Source organism: Pseudomonas sp. AP42, assembly GCF_001728935.1.
GTDB lineage: Bacteria > Pseudomonadota > Gammaproteobacteria > Pseudomonadales > Pseudomonadaceae > Aquipseudomonas > Aquipseudomonas lactis.
Genome location: NZ_LYSO01000050.1, coordinates 11,995 through 35,925, shown reverse-complemented (window position 1 = coordinate 35,925; position 23,931 = coordinate 11,995). Strand labels below are relative to the sequence as shown.

Genomic DNA, 23,931 nt, shown 5'->3' with positions numbered 1-23,931 from the left:
GACTGCTTCAGCCCCCGCATGGAGAAATGACCGGATCAATAGCAGTAGTTATAGGTTCTCGTAGCGGTTCATGTCCAATACGCCCTCTTCCACCGGCGTGGTTTCGTGGATATATCGCGACAAGTCATGGAAGTACTGCCAGAACAGCGGGTGACTGCGACGCACACCCCAGCGGTCGACAATTTTCTCGAAGCTCTTGGCGTCCTTGGCTTGCTCCATTTGCGCGACAAACTCAGGCACTTGCCGGGCCGGGATATTGAACATGAAGTTCGGGTAGCTGCTGAGCACGCCTGGGTAGATCGTCACTGTGTCCAGGCCCGGCTGATAGCGATACGCCTCTCCCAGCAGGAACGCCACGTTACTGTGGGCACGGTTGCGCAGCAGGCTGTAGACCTCGCGCTTGCCGTTGGCGGTTTCGATGCGCAGCATGGTGGCTTCGGGCAATTGGTCGATCACCTTGAGCCCTGCCGCCGGCCGTGAGGTCAGGCGGCTCAGCGCTTGTTCGGCATCCTGCAAGGCCGGGTCGATGCCGTCGCGGGAGCAGAACGCACCGCTGCAGCGGTTGATCGGGTCGGGGCTGGCGTTCAAATGGCCGTAGCGGGTCAGCAACTGGTTGGCGAAGTCACGCTTGGGGTCCTTCTCGCTCAGGTGCAAACCACTGGCCTTGTCATCGTCAATCGCCTCGTAGTCCAGCCACAGCTTGAGCTTGCCGCTGTTCTGGTACCAGTCGTCCATGAAGTCTTCGCGGGTATCCGCTGGCATCAAGCGCAGGAAGTTCTGCTCGGCGCCGTTGCGGATCAGGTCGAAATACAGGCGGGTCTGGGCCTGGTGCGAGACGTTGCCGAACACATCGAAATTCACCGCCAACTGGTAATAGGTGCGCTCCAGCAGTGGGTAGTCGAACAACCACATCGTCTGCGGGACCTCGCCAATCAGGCCCTTGGTCACCGAGGCGCTGTCGAAATGGCGGAAAATGCTCAACAAGGCATTGTCATTGCCCGCCCACAATGTCGACCAGCTCGGCGCCGGCAGGTCTGCATAGTTGTCACGGCGCAGGGCTTCGTACTGGTTGCGCTTGTCGCGATAGGCCAGCCACAGGCTCAGCACACTGCCCACGTCGTCATTCTGCCCAGGCATGGCCAGCAACGGCGTGGCCTGGCCGCGATAACGCGCATCGGTGATGTACAGGTCGTGGTCGGGGTCCTGGAACAGCGTCCAGAAGTTATCGCGGATCACGTCCGTGGCGATCTGCCCACGGCACACCGGCCCGCGAATGAAGGTACGCACGAAGTACTCGGCGTTATCGAGCATGAATTGGTAACGCGCTTTGGCCGGTATGGCTTCGAATGTCGCGAACGGGTTGGCGCGGCTGCCGGGGCCGTAGCCTGGCAAGGCAGTGACCTGCCAGTCGCCGCCGTAGAACAGCGCCTTGATCCGCGCCATCTTCGCCGCGCTGAAGGGGTAAGTGATGTGGGTTTTATGCACGATCACACCCTGCACCGGCCACAGGCGGTAATACACTTGGGTGCCTGGGTCGTCGTTGGGGCGACGGGTGGCGATCAGGTCAATCGGCTGGCCACTGGGCGTGCGCGAACGCACCCACTGGAAGTAATGCCCCGGCTCGCCGTTCTCGAAGTAGATATGCGCCAGGAACAAATGCTCGAACAGCCAGCGCGCCACCAGGCTTTCCCGGGCGCCCGGCTGGTTGAACAGGTTTTCCCACTGTTGCACTTGCAACGCTTCCCTGGCGCTCGGCGCCAGGCCCTGCTCGTCAATCGGCGCGCCGGAGGCCAGCCAGCGTTGCAGGGTCTGGTATTGCTGGTCGGTCAGGCCGGTGACGGCCAGCGGCATGCCTTCCTGGGGATGAGCACCGGCATAGGCAGTGAACTCGCCGGGCGTTGCGCACATATTGTCGCGGTTGAGCCCCAGCACAATGTTCTCGGGCAGCTTGGCATTGGGCGCCAGCGGCGCGTTATGCCCCAGCTCCAGCATGCGCGCCATCAGCGCAGCCTGGCTGCCCTGGGCGTCCAGCACCGAATAGAAGCCCTTCTGCTGCCACGCCTGTTTGCCGAAGGCGTCATAAAACAAACGGGTGGTGGGCGTGGCCTGGCTGCGCTCACCGTCATACACCGGCATCTTGCTTGCGCCTCGCGCTGCGCCCTCGGCACTGCCCAGGTTGAGCTGGCAGGCGGAGTCATAGCAGGCGTGGCAGGCCACGCATTTTTCAGTAAAAATCGGTTGGATGTCGCGGGTGTAGGAAATCGCCGAAGCGGGACCTGCCGCCTGAGCGCTGCTGGCTATCAAGGCCAGGACGGCGCTGACGATTAAACGAAGTGACATGTATCCGGTCCCGATTCAAGGCGTGCGGTGTTTGAAGTGGCGTGATTCTACCGGGCCATGCACCTCAGCAACATGAGCGATATTCATGCAAAAGCTCTACATGCTCCAAAAGCCCGCAGGTTTGTTATGATTCACGCCCTCCGAAATGCCTGACCAGAGTAGTCCCATGTCCGACCGAAGCGTTCGTCTGCAAGCCCTTCACCACGCCCTCAAGGAACGTATCCTGATCCTGGACGGTGGCATGGGCACGATGATCCAGAGCTATAAGCTCGAGGAGCAGGACTACCGTGGCAAACGCTTCGCCGATTGGCCAAGCGACGTCAAGGGCAACAACGACCTGCTGGTGCTGACCCGTCCCGACGTGATTGGAGGGATCGAGAAGGCGTACCTGGACGCTGGCGCCGACATTCTGGAAACCAACACCTTCAACGCCACGCGCATCTCCATGGCCGACTACGGCATGGAAGAACTGGCCTATGAACTGAACGTGGAAGGCGCACGCCTGGCGCGCAAAGTCGCCGACGCCAAGACCCACGAAAACCCGGCCAAGCCGCGCTTCGTGGCCGGCGTACTGGGCCCGACCAGCCGCACCTGCTCGCTGTCGCCCGACGTGAACAACCCCGGCTACCGCAACGTGACCTTCGATGAACTGGTCGAAAACTACACCGAGGCCACCCAGGGCCTGATCGAAGGCGGCGCCGACCTGATCCTGATCGAAACCATCTTCGACACCCTCAACGCCAAGGCCGCGATCTTCGCCGTGCAAGGCGTGTTCGAAGCCCTGGGTATCGAACTGCCGATCATGATTTCCGGCACCATCACCGACGCCTCCGGCCGCACCCTGTCGGGCCAGACCACCGAAGCATTCTGGAACTCCGTGGCCCACGCCAAGCCGATCTCGGTGGGCTTGAACTGCGCCCTGGGCGCCAGCGAATTGCGCCCCTACCTGGAGGAGTTGTCGAACAAGGCCAACACCCATGTGTCGGCGCACCCCAACGCCGGCCTACCCAACGAGTTCGGCGAGTACGACGAACTGCCGGCGCAAACCGCCAAAGTCATTGAAGAGTTTGCTCAAAGCGGCTTCCTGAACATCGTCGGCGGTTGCTGCGGCACCACGCCAGGGCATATCGAAGCCATCGCCAAGGCCGTGGCCGGTTATGCACCGCGCCCGATCCCGGAGATTCCCAAAGCCTGCCGCCTGTCGGGCCTGGAGCCGTTCACCATCGACCGCAGTTCGTTGTTCGTCAACGTCGGCGAACGTACCAACATCACAGGCTCGGCCAAGTTCGCCCGCCTGATCCGTGAAGACAATTACACCGAAGCCCTCGAAGTCGCCCTGCAGCAGGTAGAAGCCGGCGCCCAGGTGATCGACATCAACATGGACGAAGGCATGTTGGATTCGAAGAAGGCCATGGTGACCTTCCTCAATCTGATCGCTGGTGAGCCGGACATCTCCCGCGTACCGATCATGATCGACTCCTCCAAGTGGGAAGTGATCGAAGCCGGCCTCAAGTGCATCCAGGGCAAGGGCATCGTCAACTCCATCAGCATGAAGGAAGGCGTGGAGCAGTTCATTCACCACGCCAAGCTGTGCAAGCGCTATGGCGCGGCGGTGGTGGTGATGGCCTTCGACGAAGCCGGCCAGGCCGACACCGAAGCGCGCAAGAAAGAAATCTGCAAACGCTCCTACGACATCCTGGTCAACGAAGTGGGCTTCCCACCGGAAGACATCATCTTCGACCCGAACATCTTCGCGGTCGCCACCGGTATCGAAGAGCACAACAACTACGCCGTCGACTTCATCAACGCCTGTGCCTATATCCGTGACGAGCTGCCGTATGCGCTGACCTCCGGTGGCGTGTCCAACGTGTCGTTCTCGTTCCGTGGCAACAACCCGGTGCGCGAAGCGATCCACTCGGTGTTCCTGCTGCATGCGATCCGCGCGGGCCTGACCATGGGCATCGTCAACGCCGGCCAGTTGGAGATCTACGACCAGATCCCGGCCGAGCTGCGTGACGCCGTGGAAGACGTGGTGCTCAACCGCACGCCGGACGGCACCGACGCCCTGCTGGCGATTGCCGACAAATACAAGGGCGACGGCAGCGTCAAGGAAGCCGAAACCGAGGAATGGCGTGGCTGGGAGGTCAACAAGCGCCTGGAACATGCGCTGGTCAAGGGCATCACCACGCACATTGTCGAAGACACCGAGGAATCGCGCCTGTCGTTTGTGCGCCCGATCGAAGTGATCGAAGGCCCGCTGATGTCGGGCATGAACATCGTCGGCGACCTGTTTGGCGCCGGTAAGATGTTCCTGCCCCAGGTGGTGAAATCCGCCCGCGTGATGAAGCAGGCGGTGGCGCACTTGATCCCGTTCATCGAGCTGGAAAAAGGCGACAAACCCGAAGCCAAGGGCAAGATCCTCATGGCCACGGTCAAGGGCGACGTGCATGACATCGGCAAGAACATTGTCGGCGTGGTGCTCGGTTGCAACGGCTATGACATCGTCGACCTGGGCGTGATGGTACCGGCGGAGAAGATCCTGCAGGTGGCCAAGGAACAGAAATGCGACATCATTGGCCTGTCCGGCCTGATCACGCCGTCCCTGGACGAAATGGTGCACGTGGCCCGCGAGATGCAGCGCCAGGATTTCCACCTGCCGCTGATGATCGGTGGCGCCACCACTTCCAAGGCGCACACGGCGGTGAAGATCGAGCCCAAATACAGCAATGACGCGGTGATCTACGTCACCGACGCCTCCCGCGCCGTGGGCGTGGCCACGCAGTTGCTGTCCAAGGAGCTGAAGGCCGGTTTCGTCGAGAAAACCCGCCTGGAATACATCGACGTGCGTGAGCGCACCTCCAACCGCAGCGCACGTACCGAGCGCTTGAGCTACGCCGCCGCCATCGCCAAGAAGCCGCAGTTTGACTGGAGCGACTACACGCCAGTGGTGCCGACCTTCACCGGCGCCAAGGTGCTGGACAATATCGACCTCAACGTGTTGGCCGAGTACATCGACTGGACACCGTTCTTTATCTCCTGGGACCTGGCCGGCAAATTCCCGCGCATCCTCACCGATGAAGTGGTGGGTGAAGCCGCCACCGCGCTGTACGAAGACGCCCGGGCCATGCTCAAGAAGCTGATCGACGAAAAACTCATCAGCGCCCGCGCCGTGTTTGGTTTCTGGCCGACCAACCAGGTGCAGGACGATGACCTGGAAGTCTACGGCGACGATGGCCAGCCGATTGCCCGGTTGCATCACCTGCGCCAACAGATCATCAAGACCGACGGCAAGCCGAACTTCTCCCTGGCTGACTTCGTCGCGCCTAAAGACAGCGGCGTGACCGACTACATCGGTGGTTTTATCACCACCGCCGGCATCGGCGCCGAAGAAGTCGCCAAGGCTTACCAGGACGCGGGCGACGACTACAACTCGATCATGGTCAAGGCCCTCGCTGACCGCCTGGCCGAAGCCTGCGCCGAATGGCTGCACCAGCAGGTGCGTAAAGAGCATTGGGGTTACGCCAAAGATGAGCAACTGGACAACGAAGCGCTGATCAAGGAGCAATACAGCGGCATCCGCCCTGCCCCCGGCTACCCGGCGTGCCCGGACCACACCGAGAAGGCCCAGTTGTTCCAGTTGCTCGACCCCGAGGCCCGCGAAATGCAGGCCGGGCGCAGCGGAGTGTTCCTTACCGAGCACTACGCGATGTTCCCGGCGGCGGCGGTCAGTGGCTGGTACTTCGCCCACCCGCAGGCGCAATACTTCGCCGTGGGCAAGGTCGACAAGGACCAGGTCACCAGCTACACCGCACGCAAAGGCCAGGACCTGGCCGTGACCGAGCGCTGGCTGGCGCCGAACCTGGGTTACGACAACTGACAGAGCGAGGCCGAACTCGGTCAAAATGTGGGAGCGGGCTTGCTCGCGAAAGCAGAGTGTCAGTCACTGATAAGTTGACTGAAGCACCGCATTCGCGAGCAAGCCCGCTCCCACATTAGTTCTCAGCGGATGCTGGCCAGGCGTTGTATCTCCATGCGCGACAACTGCATCAATTTCAGGTTACGCGCGGTCGCCCGCTCCACCTCGAGCCGATTCAGCGCTTCTTCGTAGCGGCGCAGGCTCTGGGCATCGGCACGCTCGGCGTGCTCGTCCTCCAACGCTTCGTACTTCTGCGCAAGCTCCTTGTTTAGCGCATCGAACTGTTCGGGGTAGCGCTCTTGCAGGTACCGAGCCCAATGATCCTGAGCGACCAGGTACTCGATGAACTCATCGGAGCCTTCCTGGGCGAGGATGCTGGCTTGGATCTGCGCGCGCCGTGTGCCTTCGATCGGGCGACCATAGGCCATGTACTCCGGTTGCCCCGGCAGTTCCAAACCGTCGGGCCAGCCACGAGTCAAGCCGATGCGATACCTCAAGCGCTCTTCGGCCCGGTCCAGGCCTGTGGCCGACGCTTCGGCCAGTTGATCGACCCGGTCGAGCCGGAACAACTGCCGCGACAAATCCAGCAGCGCTCGCCCTCGAAGATCAGGCCTTTGCAGCGGGATGCCGTGCAGGGCTCGGTACTCGAAGACCCGCACCTCCATCTGACTGAAGGTGAGGATACGCCCGTCAATACAGGTGCCGTGTGTTTCAGCCTCGACGAACAACAGGCTGCGCAACTCGGCGTTTGTGGTGGCGGCCTCGATCACATCCCACACGCGCTGCGTCAGGCTGGCGCGGTTGAAGTTGAACTCCGAAGTCAGGCGCAGGCTCGATATCAACCAGAAAAACCGGTCATGGTCAGGGGCGTGCGCCAGCAGCTCCCACAGCGCCGTGCGCTGCGTTATCTGCCCAGGGTTGGAACCTTCCAGCCAGGGCTCCAGCGACGCGTTGGCCACCGTGCGCTGCAGCTCGGGCACCGCCTCCACGGGCTCGACGGCAGCGCCCAGATCGCCACCGGAATCGCCGTCCGAGTCATCGGAATCGGGGTCGGAACCGGAGTCCGAATCGCTGTCGGAACCGGCGTCGAAGCGTTGATGCCAGGCGTCAAGCTCTGCCCGGTTGAACCCCATCAACCGAGTGAGCTGGTGCGTATTGGCGTATTGGTACAGCGCCTCACGGGTATCAAGCGTCAAGGTGTGGTTACCCGACAAGTCAGTGCCTGCCACCAACGCATCATGGGCGCCACTGAGCAGGCCGGGCGGCAAGCTGGTTAGCACATTGCCGCTCAGGTCCAAGCGGGTCAGGTGCGGGGCGACCAACACCCCTTCAGGCCATGTCGACAGGCTGTTGTAGCTCAGGTCCAGCGTCTCAAGGCCACTGAACGCGCTGGCATCGAACGCCTCCAGGTCGTTGTGGCTCATGTCCAGCCAGCGCAAGCGCTCGGCGCCCGCCTGGGTGGGCAGAGCGGGTGCCTCTGTGAACAGGTTGGTGGCCAGTTCCAGCCGTTCAAGTTGCGTCATGCCTGCAACCGCATCAGGCAGTGCTGACAGTTGGTTACCGCTGAGTATCAGGCGGTTTGCCCGCGTGAAGGCGCCCAGAAATTCGTTACTGCCTTGGGCCGTCAGCCTGACGCCGGTTAAATCGAGCGTGCGGATATGGTCAAAGGCCAGGTTCAGCGCGGGCAGATCGCCGGTCCTCAGCGCCCTCAGGCTCAATGTGTCCCCCACCTCCCCGGTGCGTCCCGCCGTCACGCCTTGCTGCCAGGAAAAGCGGATAGACTCTGCCGCTCGCGTACGGGTGAACGCGACGGTGTCGCCATCGGCAATCCGTATTTCTCGACTGAATACCCAGCCATTCAAGGTTCGCGTGAGTGCCTCAAAGGTCCGCTGCCATTGACTGAGCAGCGTATCGAGTTGCGCGTCACTCATGCCGGCTTGGCGCAACTGCTCGATCCTTGCCGCTCCTTGCTCATCGTTCAACATGGCATTCACACGGCGCAAGCGCACGACGAAGCTGAGGGGGTACCCAGGGTCTTCAGGTAGCTCCCGCCAAGGCAATAAATACCGGGACAACGACGCAGCCGTCTCCTGGGGCGGAAATGGCCAGGGCTCTTGAGCCAGGGCAAAACGGCTCAATGCGCCTTCTGGCAGCCCCCTCTGCCGCTCGATGCGATTACGCGCCGCCGTCAATGCTGCCTCACCTTGCGTGCTCAGCGGGTTACCCGCCAGTTCAGTACGCAACAGCATATCCGCGTGGCTCAGGGCGCCTGGGGCCACACTCGTCAACGCGTTGTCACGTATGTCCAGGCAGGCTAACTGCGCAAGGTTTTCGGCACCGGTCGGCCATGCCTGCAACAACGTTTCGCGCAGATTCAAGGCGGTCAGTTTCGTCATCGCGCTGACATTCAAACGCCCCAGCCGGTTGTACTGCAGGTTCAACACCTGCAGATTCTTCATCCCATCAAATTGAGCCTGCACCGCTGGGGTCACCACGATATGGTTATCGGACAGGTTCAGGTGGGTCAGAGATGGCAGCACGTCGGTGGCGACAGGTACGTCGCTGAGGTGGCTGTAGCGCACTTCCAGTTGCTCTACCCCGCCAAACGCGTGAACAAAGCCTTTGAGCTGGTCGGCGGGCACATCCTCGAGCCAGCTCAGCTTGAGCGTTTTCACATGGGAAAACGTACCGGCTGGCAACACCGGCAACTCGTCAATTTTATCGCTGCTCAACTCGGCAGCGGTGGGCAGGTCAAAGGCTGGCAGTTCGAACACCGAACCGTCAAACGTATCGACCTGCCCGCTGAGCTCATCGTCGAGCTTGACCCCGTAGCGCTTACGCACAGCCCAGCTCCAGCTTTTCTCAAGCGCCGTCAGGATGCGCGCGTTATACCCCGCCTCCCAGTGCGCTACGCGAAACTTGTGCCTGATGCCCAGCAGCGTGGACGGCTGATAAAACTGTTTGAAGATACCCAGGTGTTCTTCGCGCAGCGCCTGGAGCGCATTCATGCGTGTTTGCGGGGTCTTCCAGGTGCTCATGAGCGCGTTGGCCACTCGCTCGGCAACCGTCTTTTCGCCCATCAGCAACGTCAGTTCTCCCTGGGCGAAACCTCTGACCATTTCATCCAGATTCACCAGGTGCGGACCCGCGGTGCCGGCGTAATTCTTGACGTGTTCGTAGGCCGGCTTGAATGCTTCATAGCTCAATTGCGACCAGTCCAGCGACAGCCCGCGCCACAGCCGCTCATACCCGGTGTAAAGGCTGTCCGGGAGTTTGAGGACTTTGGTTTGCGCCAGGTCCAGGCGCTCCAGCAGCGCCAGTTGCTGGACATAAGCCGGCCATTGCAACGTCACATTAGGCGCAACGACTTTCAACGTTTTGAGCTGGTTCAGCGGTGTTAGGTCCAGGCTGTCGAGGCGTGCGCTCTGATAGCCAAAGTAGCCGATCTCCAAGCGCTCAAGGCCGGTCAATGTTGCCAGCCTGGCGGGAAACTGCTCCGCCAGCTCCGACGCCCTGAAGGTCAGCTTCAAGTGCTTGAGGCCTTCCAGGCGCGCCAGCGAGAACGGCACGTTGGTCAACAACGGACGTGGCACGCGCTCAGCGCGCAAGCCTTGGGTGGCTTCGATGGACAGGCTTTCAAGCTTGGGAAAATAGCGCAGAAACTCGTCGATATTACCGTCATGCAAGGCGGCACCACTGACGTTCAACTCGCGCACATGGGAAAAATTCGCGGTCAGGGGCGGCAGCGGCGTATCCAGGTTCAGCGACAAGACCTCGGCACCGGTCACCTTGCCGGCCAGCACGGCCTGGCGCCAACTGCGCTTGAGGGCCTGGGCGGCCAACAGGTGGTAATGGCGCTCGGCGGGCGCTGCGCGACTGATCCAGTCATCCAGTGTTGCCTGCATCTGGCGGTTTTCTTCAAACAACGCCCTGAGTCGCTCCGCAATCGCCCGGACGTCGTTGCCCGCCTGCCGCAGCTCAAGGATAAAGTCATCGACTTGGGCGTCGGTCAAATCCGGGTAGATCTTGCGTACTTCGCGGATAACCGCTTGACGATGGTCCGGCACGCGCCCACTGGCGTAATAGCCCTTGAGTACGCCGTTGACGCGCACAGGGGGTTTGAACCAGCGGGTCTTGGGTTCCAGCCACTCTACGGCTTGCATGCGATAGGCATCGGCCTGTTCGATGATTTTTGCCTGCAGCGCAGCGTGCTGGCTCACCTGCGGCACGCCCAGACTCTGGCGTGCATCATCAGGCAAGGCATGCATCAGCGAGGCGAAAAAATTATCGCCATGGCTGGGCAGGCTATTGAGGGCTTCACCGCGCTCATCGAAGGCTTGGTAGGCTGGCCCCTGTTTGACCAGGTACTTTTTCTCACTCGCAGCCTCAGGCCCGATGCTGTCTAGCAACGCACCGTCGACACGGCCATCACGCACTTGCAGGCGTAGCGTCGACGGCCAGCCCGGCAATGTCTGCAGGGTATGCAGCGCCAGCCGGCGCGTGTCCGCCGTGGCAATGGCTTCGCGGCGCAAGCCGGCATAGGCGCGCACCAGGCGCCCTTGGCGGGCATACCAGCGTGCTTCCTCCAGCATGTTCAAGGGCACGCGCGTTGCGCTGTCGAACGCTGCCAGCTCGTCCGCCTGGGCGTGTTCGAGCACGGCGTGCGCCGCCGATTCACTGAGCCCGGGGCAATTACGCTGCAGCCGGCGCACACGCGGGTCCACCGCTTCGGTGCCGGTATAGATACTGTCAAAAATCGCCGGTTTGCGCTGGCGAGCATAGTCGGCCAGCTGCTTGCTGAATTCCAGCGTGCGCGCCTCGCTCACCCGCGCCGCCTCGGCGCCGAGCAGCTTCACGCGCTCGGACTCATCCAGGGCCTGCAGAATACGCTCGGGCAGTTCGCCGCCCAGGATATGCTCACGGCTGACCTTGATGGTCGCGCCAATGCGCGAACGCCCGGCGCCATATTTGACCGGTTTGGCCGTCAACGCCGGGCCGTCGATGACTTCCAGCGCCCGCCCCTGGGGCCACCTGGGCATTTCCACAATCAAGGGCAGTGCATACAGGTACAGCTCATCAATGGGTTTGCTGCCCTCCAGTTGCTCGATCACGTCAGCGGCGGCGGTGTCCGCCTTGAACAAGCGCATCGCTTCCAACAGCTCGGGCGGCGCGACCGTGCGCTCAACGTGCACCTTGCGCAGGGTGTTGTCGCTGACACCGCTGATATCCGCCAGCTTGAGCAATGCCTCGTCAGTGAAGCCTTCGGTGGCATGCCCGATACGCCGTAACAGCGTGAGGCGGTCCCATTCCAGCGGGCGCTCCAACGTGTGTTGCCAGGCCCCGTGGCCGTTATGTTCAAGGATTGGCTGGTAAGCCTGGGGATCGCTGGGGTGCTTGATCCGCCATTTGCGCAGCGACGTGTCGTACGTCTGCTCGTAAGCCTGGGCGCCGAGGCGGACATAGGTCTTGCCGTCTTTCACATATTGGCCCAAGGCATTGGGACTCAGCGTGTTCTCCAGCACCACCGGGCTGGCATAACGGTCCAGGCTGGCTCGCCACAGCCGGGTGCGACCATTGGGCAGCGTCACCTCGTTCAGCGTTTCAATCACAGGCTCCGCCTTGGCTGCCCGCCAACTGACCGCAGCGCCCACGCCGGCCATGATCGCGATCTGCGCGAGGTTTTCGGCGACGTCCACCAAGTGCGCCTTGGCCGCTTGCAAATCCCCTTCGCCCCACTCTACCGCGCCTTCGAGCGTCTCATAGAGCAACTGCCCAGCCATCACTCCCATCATCACCTCGCCGAGTACCGGCACGAACATCGAGGCGATGTTCAGCCCAAGCATGCCGATCTCCAGCAGGTGTGCGAGCTTGGCGTCACGCGCCTTGGCATCCACCTCAGCGGTGGGTACCGCGTGGGCGCGGGCGTCGGCGATCAACTGTTCGCGGTGTTGCTCGAAGAAATACTTCCAGGGGTCGATGTTCGCCGCCCAAATGCCCTTGCCGGCTCGGGTGCGTGTAGACGGCGCAAGATAGGGGGCGTTGTTGGGTTCCAGTTTGGCAGGCGCTTGGGGTGGCAACTCCTTGATGCCCGTGATGAACTGCGGCGTGGTGAAGTCCAGGAGTTTCTTCCATGGCGAACGCCAGATGTCCGTCGGGGAGTCGGCGGCCTTCTGGGTGAACTGGCTGAAGTAGTAAGCCCGCTTTGCATAGGGCACGAACCGACTGAAGAATGCCTGGTACGGCGTCGGCGCAGGGTCGGCGCGCTTGTCGGCATCGCGCTCGGTAAACAGGCGCTTGAACTCTTTTTCCATTTGCGCCCAGGTATAGCGCTTGAGCGGATGCACCGGATCCTGGGGGATGTAAATGATCAGCTCATCGGGGTAGGTGTATTTCTTGCAGATCAAGAACACCATGCAGCCGGTCATCCTGAGCTTCATCAGGCCCAGGGTCCTGAACCACACTTGCTTGTCGCCCATCCACGGGTGAATTTCGCCCTCGATCACCGAGAGGATCATGCGCTGGTCGGCAGGCTGGATGTCTCCAGTCAACACGGCCTGCTCGGCGGCGGCCTTCAATGCAGCCTTCTGGCTGGCAATGAAGTGCTCGCGCAGGGTGACGTGTGCAGCGCCCTCCTCAGGGTAAAAAAACGACTGCAGATACGCTTGGTATTTGGCGCCGATATCCAGGCTGCGGCACAGGCTGAGGAACTGGCTGACCTTGAGGTTGAGCGTCACCGAATGGTAAGTGCCGGGGGTGCTGGTCGCCTCCATGAACCCCGAGGTCTTGTGGTACGCCCCTTCCTTGCACTCATAAGCTTCGAAGTTATGCAGGGCCGCCTCCAGCATCGACAGCTTCAGGAACTGGAAGTCCGACACCTCGACTTCGAGAATTCCCACCGCCAGCGGCCGGCGCAGGCACAGCAAGGTTTTATCGACGTCCACCTCCACTTGGTATTGGTCTTTCAACGCCTTGAGCAACAAGGGCCTGGCGAAGGCGTCGATGTCCTGGAAGCTGGCCATGGTTTTGTCCAGCTGGGTCTGTGCGGTAAAGCTCGCCAGGAAGCTGGCCGCCAATGCCTTGCGTTGCTCGGGCGAGGCTTTTTCGAGCCAGGCAGGCTGCGGCGTGGCGGCGTCCTTGAGCGCTTGCTTGCGCGCAGGTGTGGCCTCGATCAGCCAGGAGGGGCTGGCGCGTTCGAGGAAGTCGCCGTGCAAGCTCTGCGTCGCGGCAGGCGAGGAAGGTTGGGTTACATCAGCCATCGGGTCACTCCTTTGATATGGAGTGCCAGAACACCATGCTGGGTGCCGCGCCAAGCGGTGCATATATGGCGCCCGGCGGCTCAAGCGCCGTCGGCGGTATCCCTATACCGTCGGTGCGGTGACGAAATTCGATTTGCTATGGCTGGCCCGCAGAACGGTGCCAACCACCCTCGAATTCAAACAGACAATGGATTTCGTCATGCCCAACCCCGCACCGCCCCCTCCAACTGTTTTTGAGCAACTGCCTGCCCAGGCGGTCCACGCCCGTTTCGCATCGCGTCCAGCCTTGTACTCGGTGGTATTCAACGCCCTGCGCAGGGGGATTGTGGAGCACTATCCAACGCTGCAACTGAACCTGCGCTCGGTCAAGCTCGCCACACCCCATGCCGAGGGGCACTACACCTACCCCTCGTTGATGGAGATTGCGATCGCGCATGTGCTGAAACCACAGTTGATGGACCTGCACCCGCAGCGCGAGCTGCCGTACTACCTGACCCAGCAGCCCCCCAGGATACTCAAGCCACAGGCGCCGGCCCTCATCGACATGCAGGTCATCGCGCGCCTCCTCGATGAGCTGCCCGAGTCGCTGTACCTGCACTGGCAGCACGACCTGGCGGGCTACTGGAGCAGCGTCGACAACCATGGCCGCAGTCGCTGGCAATGGCTGAGCGACTTTCTCCACGGTCAGATGACCGCCACCGCCGCACGCTCATCACATCTGGACGAAACCCAGCGCGACATGCTGGCGGTCGTCGCTGCCTGGCCGGTGTTGGCAGAGCGCCTGCCGCGCTCCACACCTGCCACCTATGTGTACTTCATCGAAAACACCTTCAACCGCGCCGGCCAGGAAGCGCTTCTGCTGACACCCGACCTGCTGTTGGTGCGCGATAAGCAGGTGCTGCTGTACAGCCTGGCCGGGCACATCGAGACCTTCGATTGCATCGATGCTTTCGGCCAATCCTGGGCGGCGCGGATGCAAGCGCGCTTTACGTTCGACAGCATGACCTGGCGACGCAACGAACCGAACGGCAATGTATTCGACCAACAAGCGGGCCTGATCCTCAACCAGCAGCTGCAAGACCTCGCAACGCTGACGTTCCAGGGGCAAGACGAAATAACCCTGGGCCGGCGCCTGGAAACCCTCACCGACCCGGCGATTTTCTTTACCCCCGTGCCCGTCCCCCCCGCTCCATTTCTTCACCAGCTGAGCGCCCAATTGCCGGGTTGGCTCAGCCAGGCCGACAACGCTGACCGTTTTGCCTACCATCGCCACCTGCAGGACATGGCACTGGTGCTGCAACAGAGCGAGGGGCAATCCTTCAACCAGGGCATCGAAGACTTGCACAGCTTCAGCCGCGCCGCCTTGCGCAAACAGATGCAAGCTGATCATGGCGACTACGACCCCGACGACGTGGTGCTGGACTTCACGATCGGTGCCGGCTACCCAGGCGGCGCCGGTATTGTCGAGCATGTGCGCCTGTCACTGACCGAGCTGGCGGTAAAGAACCTGGCCGGCAAGCCCAGCGGCACGCTGGAAATACTGGCCAAGGGCGCCCAGGCCTTGCCGTCCTGGCTGACAGAGGACTATGTGCTGGGGGCCTCGGGATTGATCCAGCGCGTGGATATCGGCACGGCCTATCCGCAGAACATCAAGGACACGCTGTTGTCCGACACCGCCGATGCGCGCCGGCGAGAAGCGCTGTTTACCCGCGCGCTGAAGGTCAGGTTGCCGATGCAGGCGCTCGAACTCAAGATCCGTCGACAGCATGGCGTCAGCATCGCGGGTTATCGCTACGTAAAGGCGTTGATGGGTGAAAGCCCGTTGGAGCGTTTCGTTGACGGCCAGGAGATCGTCCTGCGCCCTCTGGCTCTGTGCCGCAAGCCCGGGGCCTCACCCGATGAAGTCAGCAATGCGTTTATCATCGAACCACGCGATGCCAACATTGGCCCGCACCTGCTGTACCAACCGCTGTACGCCGATGCGCTGCATGAGTACCCGACCCGCCAGGCGCTGCTGGATGCCCTCGCCAGCCCCGGCGCCTTGCAAGACAGCGTATTGACCTGGCTGAGCGACAAGGCGCGTCCGATCTACGATCACGGCGGTATCCGCGAACCCCACCTGATTCGCTTCCTGCCTGGCGACGAGCTCAGCGTGCTTGAAAAACCCGAGCCCGCTACCCTGGCGGTCGATGAGGGCGCGGGTGAATGGCTGCAATCACAGGTCAACGGGCAACTGCTCAACCACCTGTTCGGCAGCACGGCGCGAGCGCTGGTGGACTTGGCGGACCGCGAGTCAGTGTCCAACAGTGAAAGCCGCTGGGCCCTTGTGATGGAAGGCGCCTGGTTGCTGTTCAATAGCCTGCTACTGCCGCTGGTGCGAGGACCGGCGATGCTGGCGGGTTGGTTGATGGTACTGGTCGGTAGCCTGGCGCAGGACCTGGCGGGCCTGGACAGCGATGACCCAACCACCCGTGAGGTGGCACTGATCGATCTACTGCTCAACACCGCGATGGTGCTGTTGCACGCTGCCTCGCCCTCGGCGCGGCCGTTGGCAGAACCTGGCGCACAAGACCACGCCCTGCATCTGCAAACCTGGCGCCGCCCGGTCGGCCTGCCACGCGTTCAGAGCACCGCAGTGGTGCGTCATGGCCCGGTCGCACTCCCCGGCGAGCCACCGGCCAGCGGCCATACAGCCCTGGACTTCAGTCGTTCGCTCGCCAGCCCCATGGCCAGCGCAACGTTACTCAAGGCGCTGGTCGAGGTGCATGTGCCCTGGCCCGCCATCTTACCCGCTGCGCAGCCAAGCGGTGCGTTGAAAGGGCTTTACCGCATCGACGGAGCCTGGCACGCCAGCGTCGGCGGGATGTTGTTTCAGGTGAGTGTGGTGCCGGGGTTTGGCGAGGTTTACCTGGTCCATCCGCAGCACCCACAGCGTCCGGGCTTCAGGTTGACCAGCGATGGCCAGGGGCATTGGCGGCTGGACCGACGAGCCAGGTTGAAGGGAGGGATGCCCAGAGAGAGTCTCAATAAGTGGCTGTCTGCACGTGAGCAACGAATACAGTCGTTAACGCAAGAATTCGCCGCGCTCCTCGTGGAAATGAACGCCTCAGTGACCGTTACCACCGGGTTTGAATCCGCCTTGAATACCGCCCGCGCCAATCTGGTCGACCAGGCAAAGCGCCTGAGGGATGACTGGCTACTGCTCGGCACCTCAACCGGCATCCCGCAACTGCACCTCAGGGTGACCCAACGGCATGCGGCCAGGCGCGTCAGTACGGCGCACGCCAGGGCCCAATGGGAAACGGCACTCGATAACTACCAGCAAAACGGCCGGGTATTGATCCCCTTGATGCAGCGAATCGAAGCCAAGGCCGATGAACTGATGCAAACCGATCGCACCAACCCCGCACACAAACCCGCACGAGATAAAGCCACAAGAATCATCTATAGCTACTGGAGTTCTGTCTTTGAATGCCTGGCGCAAAAAATGGCCGACACCCTGGCAAGCGACACCGGCGAAAACGCCAGCGAACTCGGTGAGCGCGCCAATCGTGAACGTGCTGAAAACATCACCCATGCCTACGACGAGTACATTGACACTAAAAAGCAGCAAGTAGCGGCGCTCAATCAAATGATTGAACCGGCTGAACACATCGAAACCCTTCTCAAGCAGGCTGATCCTGGGCAGCGCCGGCTGTTCCTGGAGCATAATCCTTCCGATCAACACATCTCTTCAGTGGCCATCAAGCAACATGTCATGCTGGTGTTCACCGATCTGGTGTTCAATCGCACCCATCGCCCTGTGAGGGTGATGGAGTTTCCTTTCATCCGTGTACTCACTGACGCCCAAATCGCCAGCCTCGTGCTTGCACATACCGAGATGCGCACTACCGCTGGCTATTCGACGGCGGAACAAATCGCTGTGCTCAAAGGCGTGCTAGAGCGCTATGAGCAGCTAGAGAACGCGGTCACCTCGTTGCACGACATGCGCTCCGGCTTTGTAAGGGAGGGTTACCGTGTTTCGTACCTGGCACATCTGAACGAGGCACGTTCGAGCCTGGAGGCGCAACTGGCAAACTTGATCCTGGCGCAAGAAAAGATTGCCCCGCAACCTGCGCTCGACAAAGCCAAACGCCAAAAAGCCGCAACCCGACGGGTTATCAAAACCGCAGACAAGAAAAGCCTGGTGGGTGACGTGCGTGCGCAACAGCCCGATGAACCGGGCAATTATGTCGATATCACGGACCCGCTCACCAACACAATCATTGCCTCTTACCACGAACATGCCAGCGAAGGCGTGTGGAAAATCGTCGAGCCCGCCAGCGTGCCGACTAAAACGCCCGCGCCTGTGGTTCGATCCTTGAAAAGAATTAGGGCGCACGCACAAGCCATCAAAGACGAGCGGCAAGGTATTGATGAACGTATTCGCTACCAGCAACGAAAACTGCGCGACCCTGAGCAGCGGGAGGTCGTGAACCCCTATGATTGGGACGTGATGCTGAGTCAGCATGCGGCAAAATTCAAAGCGCTTGCCGAGGAGCTCAAAAACGCGACTGACGAAAGCGCCATTGCCCTGCGTAAAAGTTACGATGACGAGGCAATAGCGGCCACTGAACAGGCTCGTCAACGCTGCGCAGAAGGCTACCTGTTACAGCGCCCCAAAGCCGCCAAAATCGACTATCTGTGGACCCACGGTTTTGTCGACATCAACCTGGTCAAAAAACGTGTGCCATTGAAGGCCGGTGACTACCTGACCGAATATGCCATACGTGACAAACGTAAAATCAAGGCCGGAATGAGGCAGGAAGACGCGGACCTGTGGTACGCGCATTTTCACTATTCCTCCGTGGAACAGCCCGTTTCAAAGCCTGATTTCGGGCACTTGAAGACCCCAGCGGAACGTCTATTCACGCGCAAGGAACTGATGGAGCAAGCCAGAGCCAATAACCGCTCTGTGATCAATCTGGAGAAAGCGTTGGTAGAGGCGCCGCTGGATCAGAAACTGTTCCTTGGCCTGGAAGTGTGAACGGTGCGAGGCACGTTCCGATAGGGTTGAACTATTCTCTGTAGGATGACCCGGCTCGCGAGGCAAGCATGGACGACCCAATCGACAATAAACCGCCGACCTTCTGGCAAATGCTGCACAGCGTCATGGCCGCAGCCTTTGGCGTGCAGAGCGGCAAGAACCGTGCGCGTGACTTCACCCACGGCAAGCCCAGCCACTTTGTGCTGCTGGGCATCCTGTTCACGGCGGTGTTTGCCTTGACCCTGTTTGGCATCGTCAAGCTGGTGCTGCACCTGGCCGGGGTTTAACGCAGCAACAGTTGCAGGCTGAACGGGTAACGGTAGGACGCAGGCTTGCCCACCGCTGATAATGCGCGGAAATTCACTGATGGCAGGGGGCCCGATAGCCGGCGTGCCTGGGCGGCGTCGATTAACTGAAACAACGCTTGCTGGCGGTTGCGACCGCCACGCGCGCCAATATCGACCCCCTTGGCCTCATCATGAATCAACACCATCGCCCAACCGCCCAGGGTGAAATGCCCCGCCACCAGGGTACTCAGGCGCCCATCAAGGCGTGCCGCGAGGATCTGCGGTGAGCTGTTGGCCGCACTGAACAACACGTCTTTGCCCGGTACGCGACCACTGTCTTGCAGGGCCTGCATGGCACCCAGCGCCATTTCATCATTGGCCGACCACACCAGTGCGGTTTGCGGGTAGCGCTTGAACAGCTGGCTGGCCTGCTCGAATGCGCGCTGGCGGCTCCACTCACCGTAGACCAACTGTCGCAGGCGCACTTCGGGGTGCTCGGCCAGGGCACGCTGCATGCCCTGCACGCGCAACTGTGCGACCGGCGTGGTCTTGGCGCCGGAAAACGCCAGCAGGTCAAGTGTGGTGCCCGCAGCGACCGGGCCGTGTTGGCGCAACAAGTCGGTGAGCATCAGGTAGCCCGCCTGCTCGTCGTCGGCAACCATCGTGCCGATCAAGCCGGTGTCGTTGTAGGCGTCCAATAGCTGCACCTGGTCGGGCGTCAGCGCGTTGCTGACGATCAGTAACTTCACCCCGCTGCCCTGGGCCATGCGCATGATCTGCGGGGCGACGTACTGTTCATTGACCAGCACCAGGTAATCGGGCCGTTCAGTGCCCAGCAGTGCCTCCCGCGCATGGGCCAGGGTGACCTGGTTGTCACGCTCGGAATAGCGCACACGCAAATCCAGGCCGAGGTCCTTGGCGCCGGCCTGCATGAATTGCGCATAACTGACCCAGAAGGTTTCCGAAGACAAGCCAGGGTTGAGAAACACCACCGACGCAGCCTGGGCGATTGCCCCGTACGCCGACCCCAGCAACCACACACACGCCATCAGAACCTTCAACATGGTTGCCTGAACCTTGAACATAGATCGCCATGATAGTGGCAATTAGATATTCAATCGAGGCTCAATCCACGTGCTGCTTTTACTGGTGGCTGACCCAGAACACCGCGGTTCCAACCACCAGGATAATCAGGAACAAGATTGCCCAGGCGTCCACGGTACTGTCGGGTTTGCGGGCTTTGGTGGAATTACTCATCGCATCGCCTCTTGTCGGTTTTATAGGTGACTGCACTCAGACTCGATCACAGTAAAGACCACACTTGTCCCTATGACAAATGTGGGTATGACGATAACGGTTCTCATTAGTCAGTTTGGTTATTTACATATACCCAAACATCACTTTTGCGCATATACGCAAACTGTTATCGTGCGCCGGCTCCGTTGGGAGTGCGCGGCCGTGCGCGCAGATTTGCCGAGAACAGGACCTATATGTACGTATACGACGAATACGATCAGCGCATCATCGAGGACCGCGTCAAGCAGTTCCGTGATCAGACCCGACGCTACTTAGCAGGTGAACTGAGCGAAGAAGAGTTCCGCCCTCTGCGCCTGCAAAATGGCCTTTATGTGCAGCGCTTTGCGCCGATGCTGCGGGTGGCCGTGCCCTATGGCCAACTGACGTCGCGCCAGACGCGCATGATGGCCAAGATTGCCCGCGACTTCGACAAAGGCTATGCCCACATCAGCACCCGCCAGAACGTGCAGTTCAACTGGCCGGCCCTGGAAGATGTGCCGGATATCCTGGCTGAACTGGCCACTGTGCAGATGCACGCCATTCAGACCAGCGGTAACTGCCTGCGCAACGTGACCACCGACCAATTTGCCGGCGTCGCCGCCGATGAGCTGATCGACCCACGGCCATGGTGCGAGATCGTGCGCCAGTGGACCACCTTCCACCCTGAATTCGCCTACCTGCCGCGCAAGTTCAAGATCGCCATCAATGGCTCGACCTCGGACCGTGCGGCCATCGAAGTGCACGACATCGGCCTGGAGCCGGTGTACAACGCCGCCGGTGAGCTGGGCTTTCGCGTATTGGTCGGCGGTGGCCTGGGCCGTACCCCGGTGGTCGGCGCGTTCATCAACGAGTTCCTGCCGTGGCAGGACCTGTTGAGCTACCTCGACGCCATCCTGCGGGTCTACAACCGTTACGGCCGTCGCGACAACAAGTACAAGGCCCGGATCAAGATCCTGGTCAAGGCGCTGACCCCTGAGGTGTTTGCCCAGAAGGTCGATGCCGAAATGGAACACCTGCGCGGCGGCCAGACCACCCTGACCGAAGCCGAAGTACACCGCGTCGCCAAGCATTTCGTCGACCCTGAGTACAAGGCCCTGAGCAATCAGGACGCCGAGCTGGCCGCACTCGACCAGCAACACCCAGGCTTCGCCCGCTGGCGCACCCGCAACACCCTGGCGCACAAGAAGCCGGGCTATGTGGCAGTGACCCTGTCGCTCAAGCCCACCGGCGTAGCGCCAGGCGACATCACCGACAAGCAGCTGGACGCGGTCGCCGACCTGGCCGAGCGCTACAGCTTCGGCCAACTGCGCACCTCCCACGAGCAGAACATCATCCTCGCGGACGTTGAGCAGAGCCAACTGTTCACCCTGTGGGGCGAGCTGCGCGAAGGCGGGTTTGCCACGCCGAACATCGGCCTTTTGACCGACATCATCTGCTGCCCGGGCGGCGATTTCTGCTCCCTGGCCAACGCCAAGTCAATCCCGATTGCCGAGTCGATCCAGCGCCGTTTCGACGACCTGGACTACCTGTTCGACATCGGCGAGCTGGACCTGAACATCTCCGGATGCATGAACGCCTGTGGTCACCACCACGTCGGCCACATCGGCATCCTGGGCGTGGACAAAAAAGGCGAAGAATTCTACCAAGTGTCCCTGGGTGGCAGCGCCAGCCGCGATGCGAGCCTGGGCAAGATCCTCGGCCCATCCTTCGCCCAGGAAGCCATGCCGGAGGTGATCGGCAAGCTGATCGACGTATACATCGAACAGCGTACCGAAGATGAGCGTTTCATCGACACCTACCAGCGCATCGGCATCGACCTGTTCAAGGAGCGCGTCTATGCAGCGAATCATTAAGAACAACGCAGTCGTCGACGAAACCTGGCACTTGCTGCCCAAGGACGCGAGCTTCGACGGCATTTCCAACTGCGACGACCTGATCGTGCCGCTGGCCCTGTGGCGCGAGCACGGCCACGCCCTCAAGGCCCGCGACGGCGGTTTGGGTGTGTGGCTGGACGCCGATGAAGAAGCCGAAGAAATCGGCGATGACGTGCAGCACTTCCAAGTCATCGCCCTGAACTTTCCGGCCTTCACCGACGGGCGCAACTACTCCAACGCCCGCCTGCTGCGTGACCGTTATGGTTACAAGGGTGAGCTGCGTGCCATTGGCGATGTGCTGCGTGACCAACTGTTCTACCTGCGCCGTTGCGGGTTCGATGCCTTCGCCTTGCGCGCAGACAAAGACCCGTACGAAGCGCTGGAAAGTCTCAAGGATTTCTCGGTGACCTATCAAGCGGCCACCGATGAACCCCTGCCACTGTTCCGCCGCCGCTGACACCCTGTAGGAGCGAGCTTGCTCGCGAAAAACCTGAACGATAACGCTGACATCCTGAATGAACGCGTTGTCCTCGCGTTCTTCGCGAGCAAGAACTAGGCGTCCCCCTCGCTCCTACAGTTCCATCGCCCGTCAATCCTTCGTGATCGACTCCCGCTTGACATTAAAGTTAACTTTAAGCTTAGCCTGAGGCCTCCCCTGCTCAGGAGTTAACCCATGTCACCGTTCGAACCGCTGCAACTGCCTAACGGCCAAGTCATCGCCAACCGCATCGCCAAGGCCGCGATGGAAGAGAACATGGCGGACTTGCACCAGGCACCGTCCCAAGCATTGAAGCAGCTGTACAAGACCTGGGCCGACGGCGAGCCCGGCCTGCTGCTCACCGGTAACGTGATGATCGACCGCCGCGCCATGACCGGCCCTGGTGGTGTCGCGCTGGAAAACGAGCAACACCTGGCCAGTTTTCGTGAATGGGCCGACGTAGCCCGCGCCAAGGGTGTGCACTTCTGGGTACAGCTCAGCCATCCGGGCCGCCAGACCATGGCCAACCTAGGTCAACAAGCGTTGGCACCCTCGGCTATCGCGCTGGATGTGGGCAGTTTTTCCAAGATGTTCGCCACACCCAAGGCCATGACCGAAGACGACATCCAGGACGTCATCAAGCGCTTCGCCACCAGCGCCCGCCTGGCCGAGCAAGCCGGGTTCACCGGGGTGCAGATCCACGGCGCCCATGGCTATTTGTTGAGCCAGTTCCTCTCACCCTTGAGCAACCATCGCACCGACCGTTGGGGCGGCTCCTTGGAAAACCGTGCCCGCCTGCTGCTGGAGGTCATCCGTGCCGTACGGGCCAGCGTCAGCCCTTCATTTTGTGTGTCGGTAAAGCTCAACTCGGCAGACTTTCAGCGTGGCGGCTTCGATGAAACCGATGCGCGCGCGGTGGTGGAGATGCTCAATACACTGCCGATTGATTTGCTTGAATTGTCCGGCGGCAGCTATGAAGCGCCGGCCATGCAAGGCGAAGCCCGGGACGGGCGCACCCTGTCCCGTGAAGCGTACTTTCTGGATTTCGCCAGGGAAATGGCAACTGTCGCCAACATGCCGCTGATGGTGACCGGGGGTATTCGCCGTTTACCGGTGGTCCAGCAGGTACTGGACAGCGGCATCGCCATGGCCGGCATCGCCACCGCCCTGACCCTGGAGCCGCAGTTGCTCAAGCAGTGGCGTGAAGGTCGCGACCTCAACCCACAACTGCGGCCCATGGAATGGAAGCGCAAACCCCTGGCCGCCCTCGCCACCCTCGCCGTGGTACGCGACCAGATGCGCCGCCTGAGCCGCGGCCGCCTGCCCAACCCCAACGTGGCGCCCTGGCTGGCACTGGTGTGTGACCAGTGGTTTATCGCGCGGCGTACGCGGCAGTATCGCGCGAGCATGACGCAATCTTCACATTAAAGGCGGAGCATTCGCCGTGATTGAACTGTC

The 23,931-nt window shown here is 61.3% G+C and carries 9 protein-coding genes; 6 read left to right on the top strand and 3 right to left on the bottom strand.

Going from position 1 to position 23,931, the window contains the following annotated elements; all coding sequences use genetic code 11:
* Positions 1-48 precede the first annotated feature (48 nt).
* Positions 49-2,340: a fatty acid cis/trans isomerase gene (locus A7K61_RS17950; RefSeq protein ID WP_069558067.1), complete on the bottom strand. Its 2,292-nt coding sequence runs from the start codon at positions 2,338-2,340 to the stop codon at positions 49-51.
* A gap of 166 nt (positions 2,341-2,506) precedes the next feature.
* On the opposite strand from A7K61_RS17950, the gene metH reads away from it, so the two are divergent.
* The gene (gene metH, locus A7K61_RS17945; protein WP_069558066.1) at positions 2,507-6,217 is read left to right on the top strand and encodes a methionine synthase; all 3,711 of its coding nucleotides are present in this window, start codon (positions 2,507-2,509) and stop codon (positions 6,215-6,217) included.
* 122 nt (positions 6,218-6,339) lie between these two features.
* Here the strand turns inward: metH and A7K61_RS17940 are convergent, their stop codons facing one another.
* Positions 6,340-13,512 carry an NEL-type E3 ubiquitin ligase domain-containing protein gene (locus tag A7K61_RS17940; RefSeq protein ID WP_069558065.1) on the bottom strand — a complete coding sequence of 2,391 codons (7,173 nt, stop codon included), beginning with the start codon at positions 13,510-13,512 and terminating at the stop codon, positions 6,340-6,342.
* Positions 13,513-13,711: 199 nt separating this feature from the next.
* On the opposite strand from A7K61_RS17940, the gene A7K61_RS17935 reads away from it, so the two are divergent.
* Positions 13,712-18,538 carry a dermonecrotic toxin domain-containing protein gene (locus A7K61_RS17935; protein ID WP_069558064.1) on the top strand — a complete coding sequence of 1,609 codons (4,827 nt, stop codon included), beginning with the start codon at positions 13,712-13,714 and terminating at the stop codon, positions 18,536-18,538.
* 68 nt (positions 18,539-18,606) lie between these two features.
* Complete coding sequence (locus A7K61_RS17930; protein ID WP_032892193.1) at positions 18,607-18,825, top strand: DUF2970 domain-containing protein; 219 nt, start codon at positions 18,607-18,609, stop codon at positions 18,823-18,825.
* On the opposite strand, the gene A7K61_RS17925 is transcribed toward A7K61_RS17930, so the two are convergent.
* The gene (locus tag A7K61_RS17925; protein WP_047712144.1) at positions 18,822-19,889 is read right to left on the bottom strand and encodes an ABC transporter substrate-binding protein; all 1,068 of its coding nucleotides are present in this window, start codon (positions 19,887-19,889) and stop codon (positions 18,822-18,824) included. The genes A7K61_RS17930 and A7K61_RS17925 overlap by 4 nt on opposite strands.
* A gap of 426 nt (positions 19,890-20,315) precedes the next feature.
* On the opposite strand from A7K61_RS17925, the gene A7K61_RS17920 reads away from it, so the two are divergent.
* The 3 genes from A7K61_RS17920 (at position 20,316) to A7K61_RS17910 (ending at position 23,901) form a co-directional block, all read left to right on the top strand.
* Positions 20,316-21,974, top strand: coding sequence for a nitrite/sulfite reductase (locus tag A7K61_RS17920; protein WP_003190712.1), 1,659 nt, complete (start codon positions 20,316-20,318; stop codon positions 21,972-21,974).
* A complete protein-coding gene (locus tag A7K61_RS17915; protein ID WP_044273390.1) occupies positions 21,958-22,452 on the top strand; it encodes a DUF934 domain-containing protein in 495 nt (164 codons plus the stop codon). The genes A7K61_RS17920 and A7K61_RS17915 overlap by 17 nt, the downstream gene beginning before the upstream one ends.
* A 216-nt stretch (positions 22,453-22,668) precedes the next feature.
* Positions 22,669-23,901 (top strand): NADH:flavin oxidoreductase/NADH oxidase family protein, encoded by a 1,233-nt coding sequence (locus A7K61_RS17910; protein ID WP_069558063.1) that lies wholly within the window; start codon positions 22,669-22,671, stop codon positions 23,899-23,901.
* The last annotated feature ends 30 nt before the right edge of the window (positions 23,902-23,931 follow it).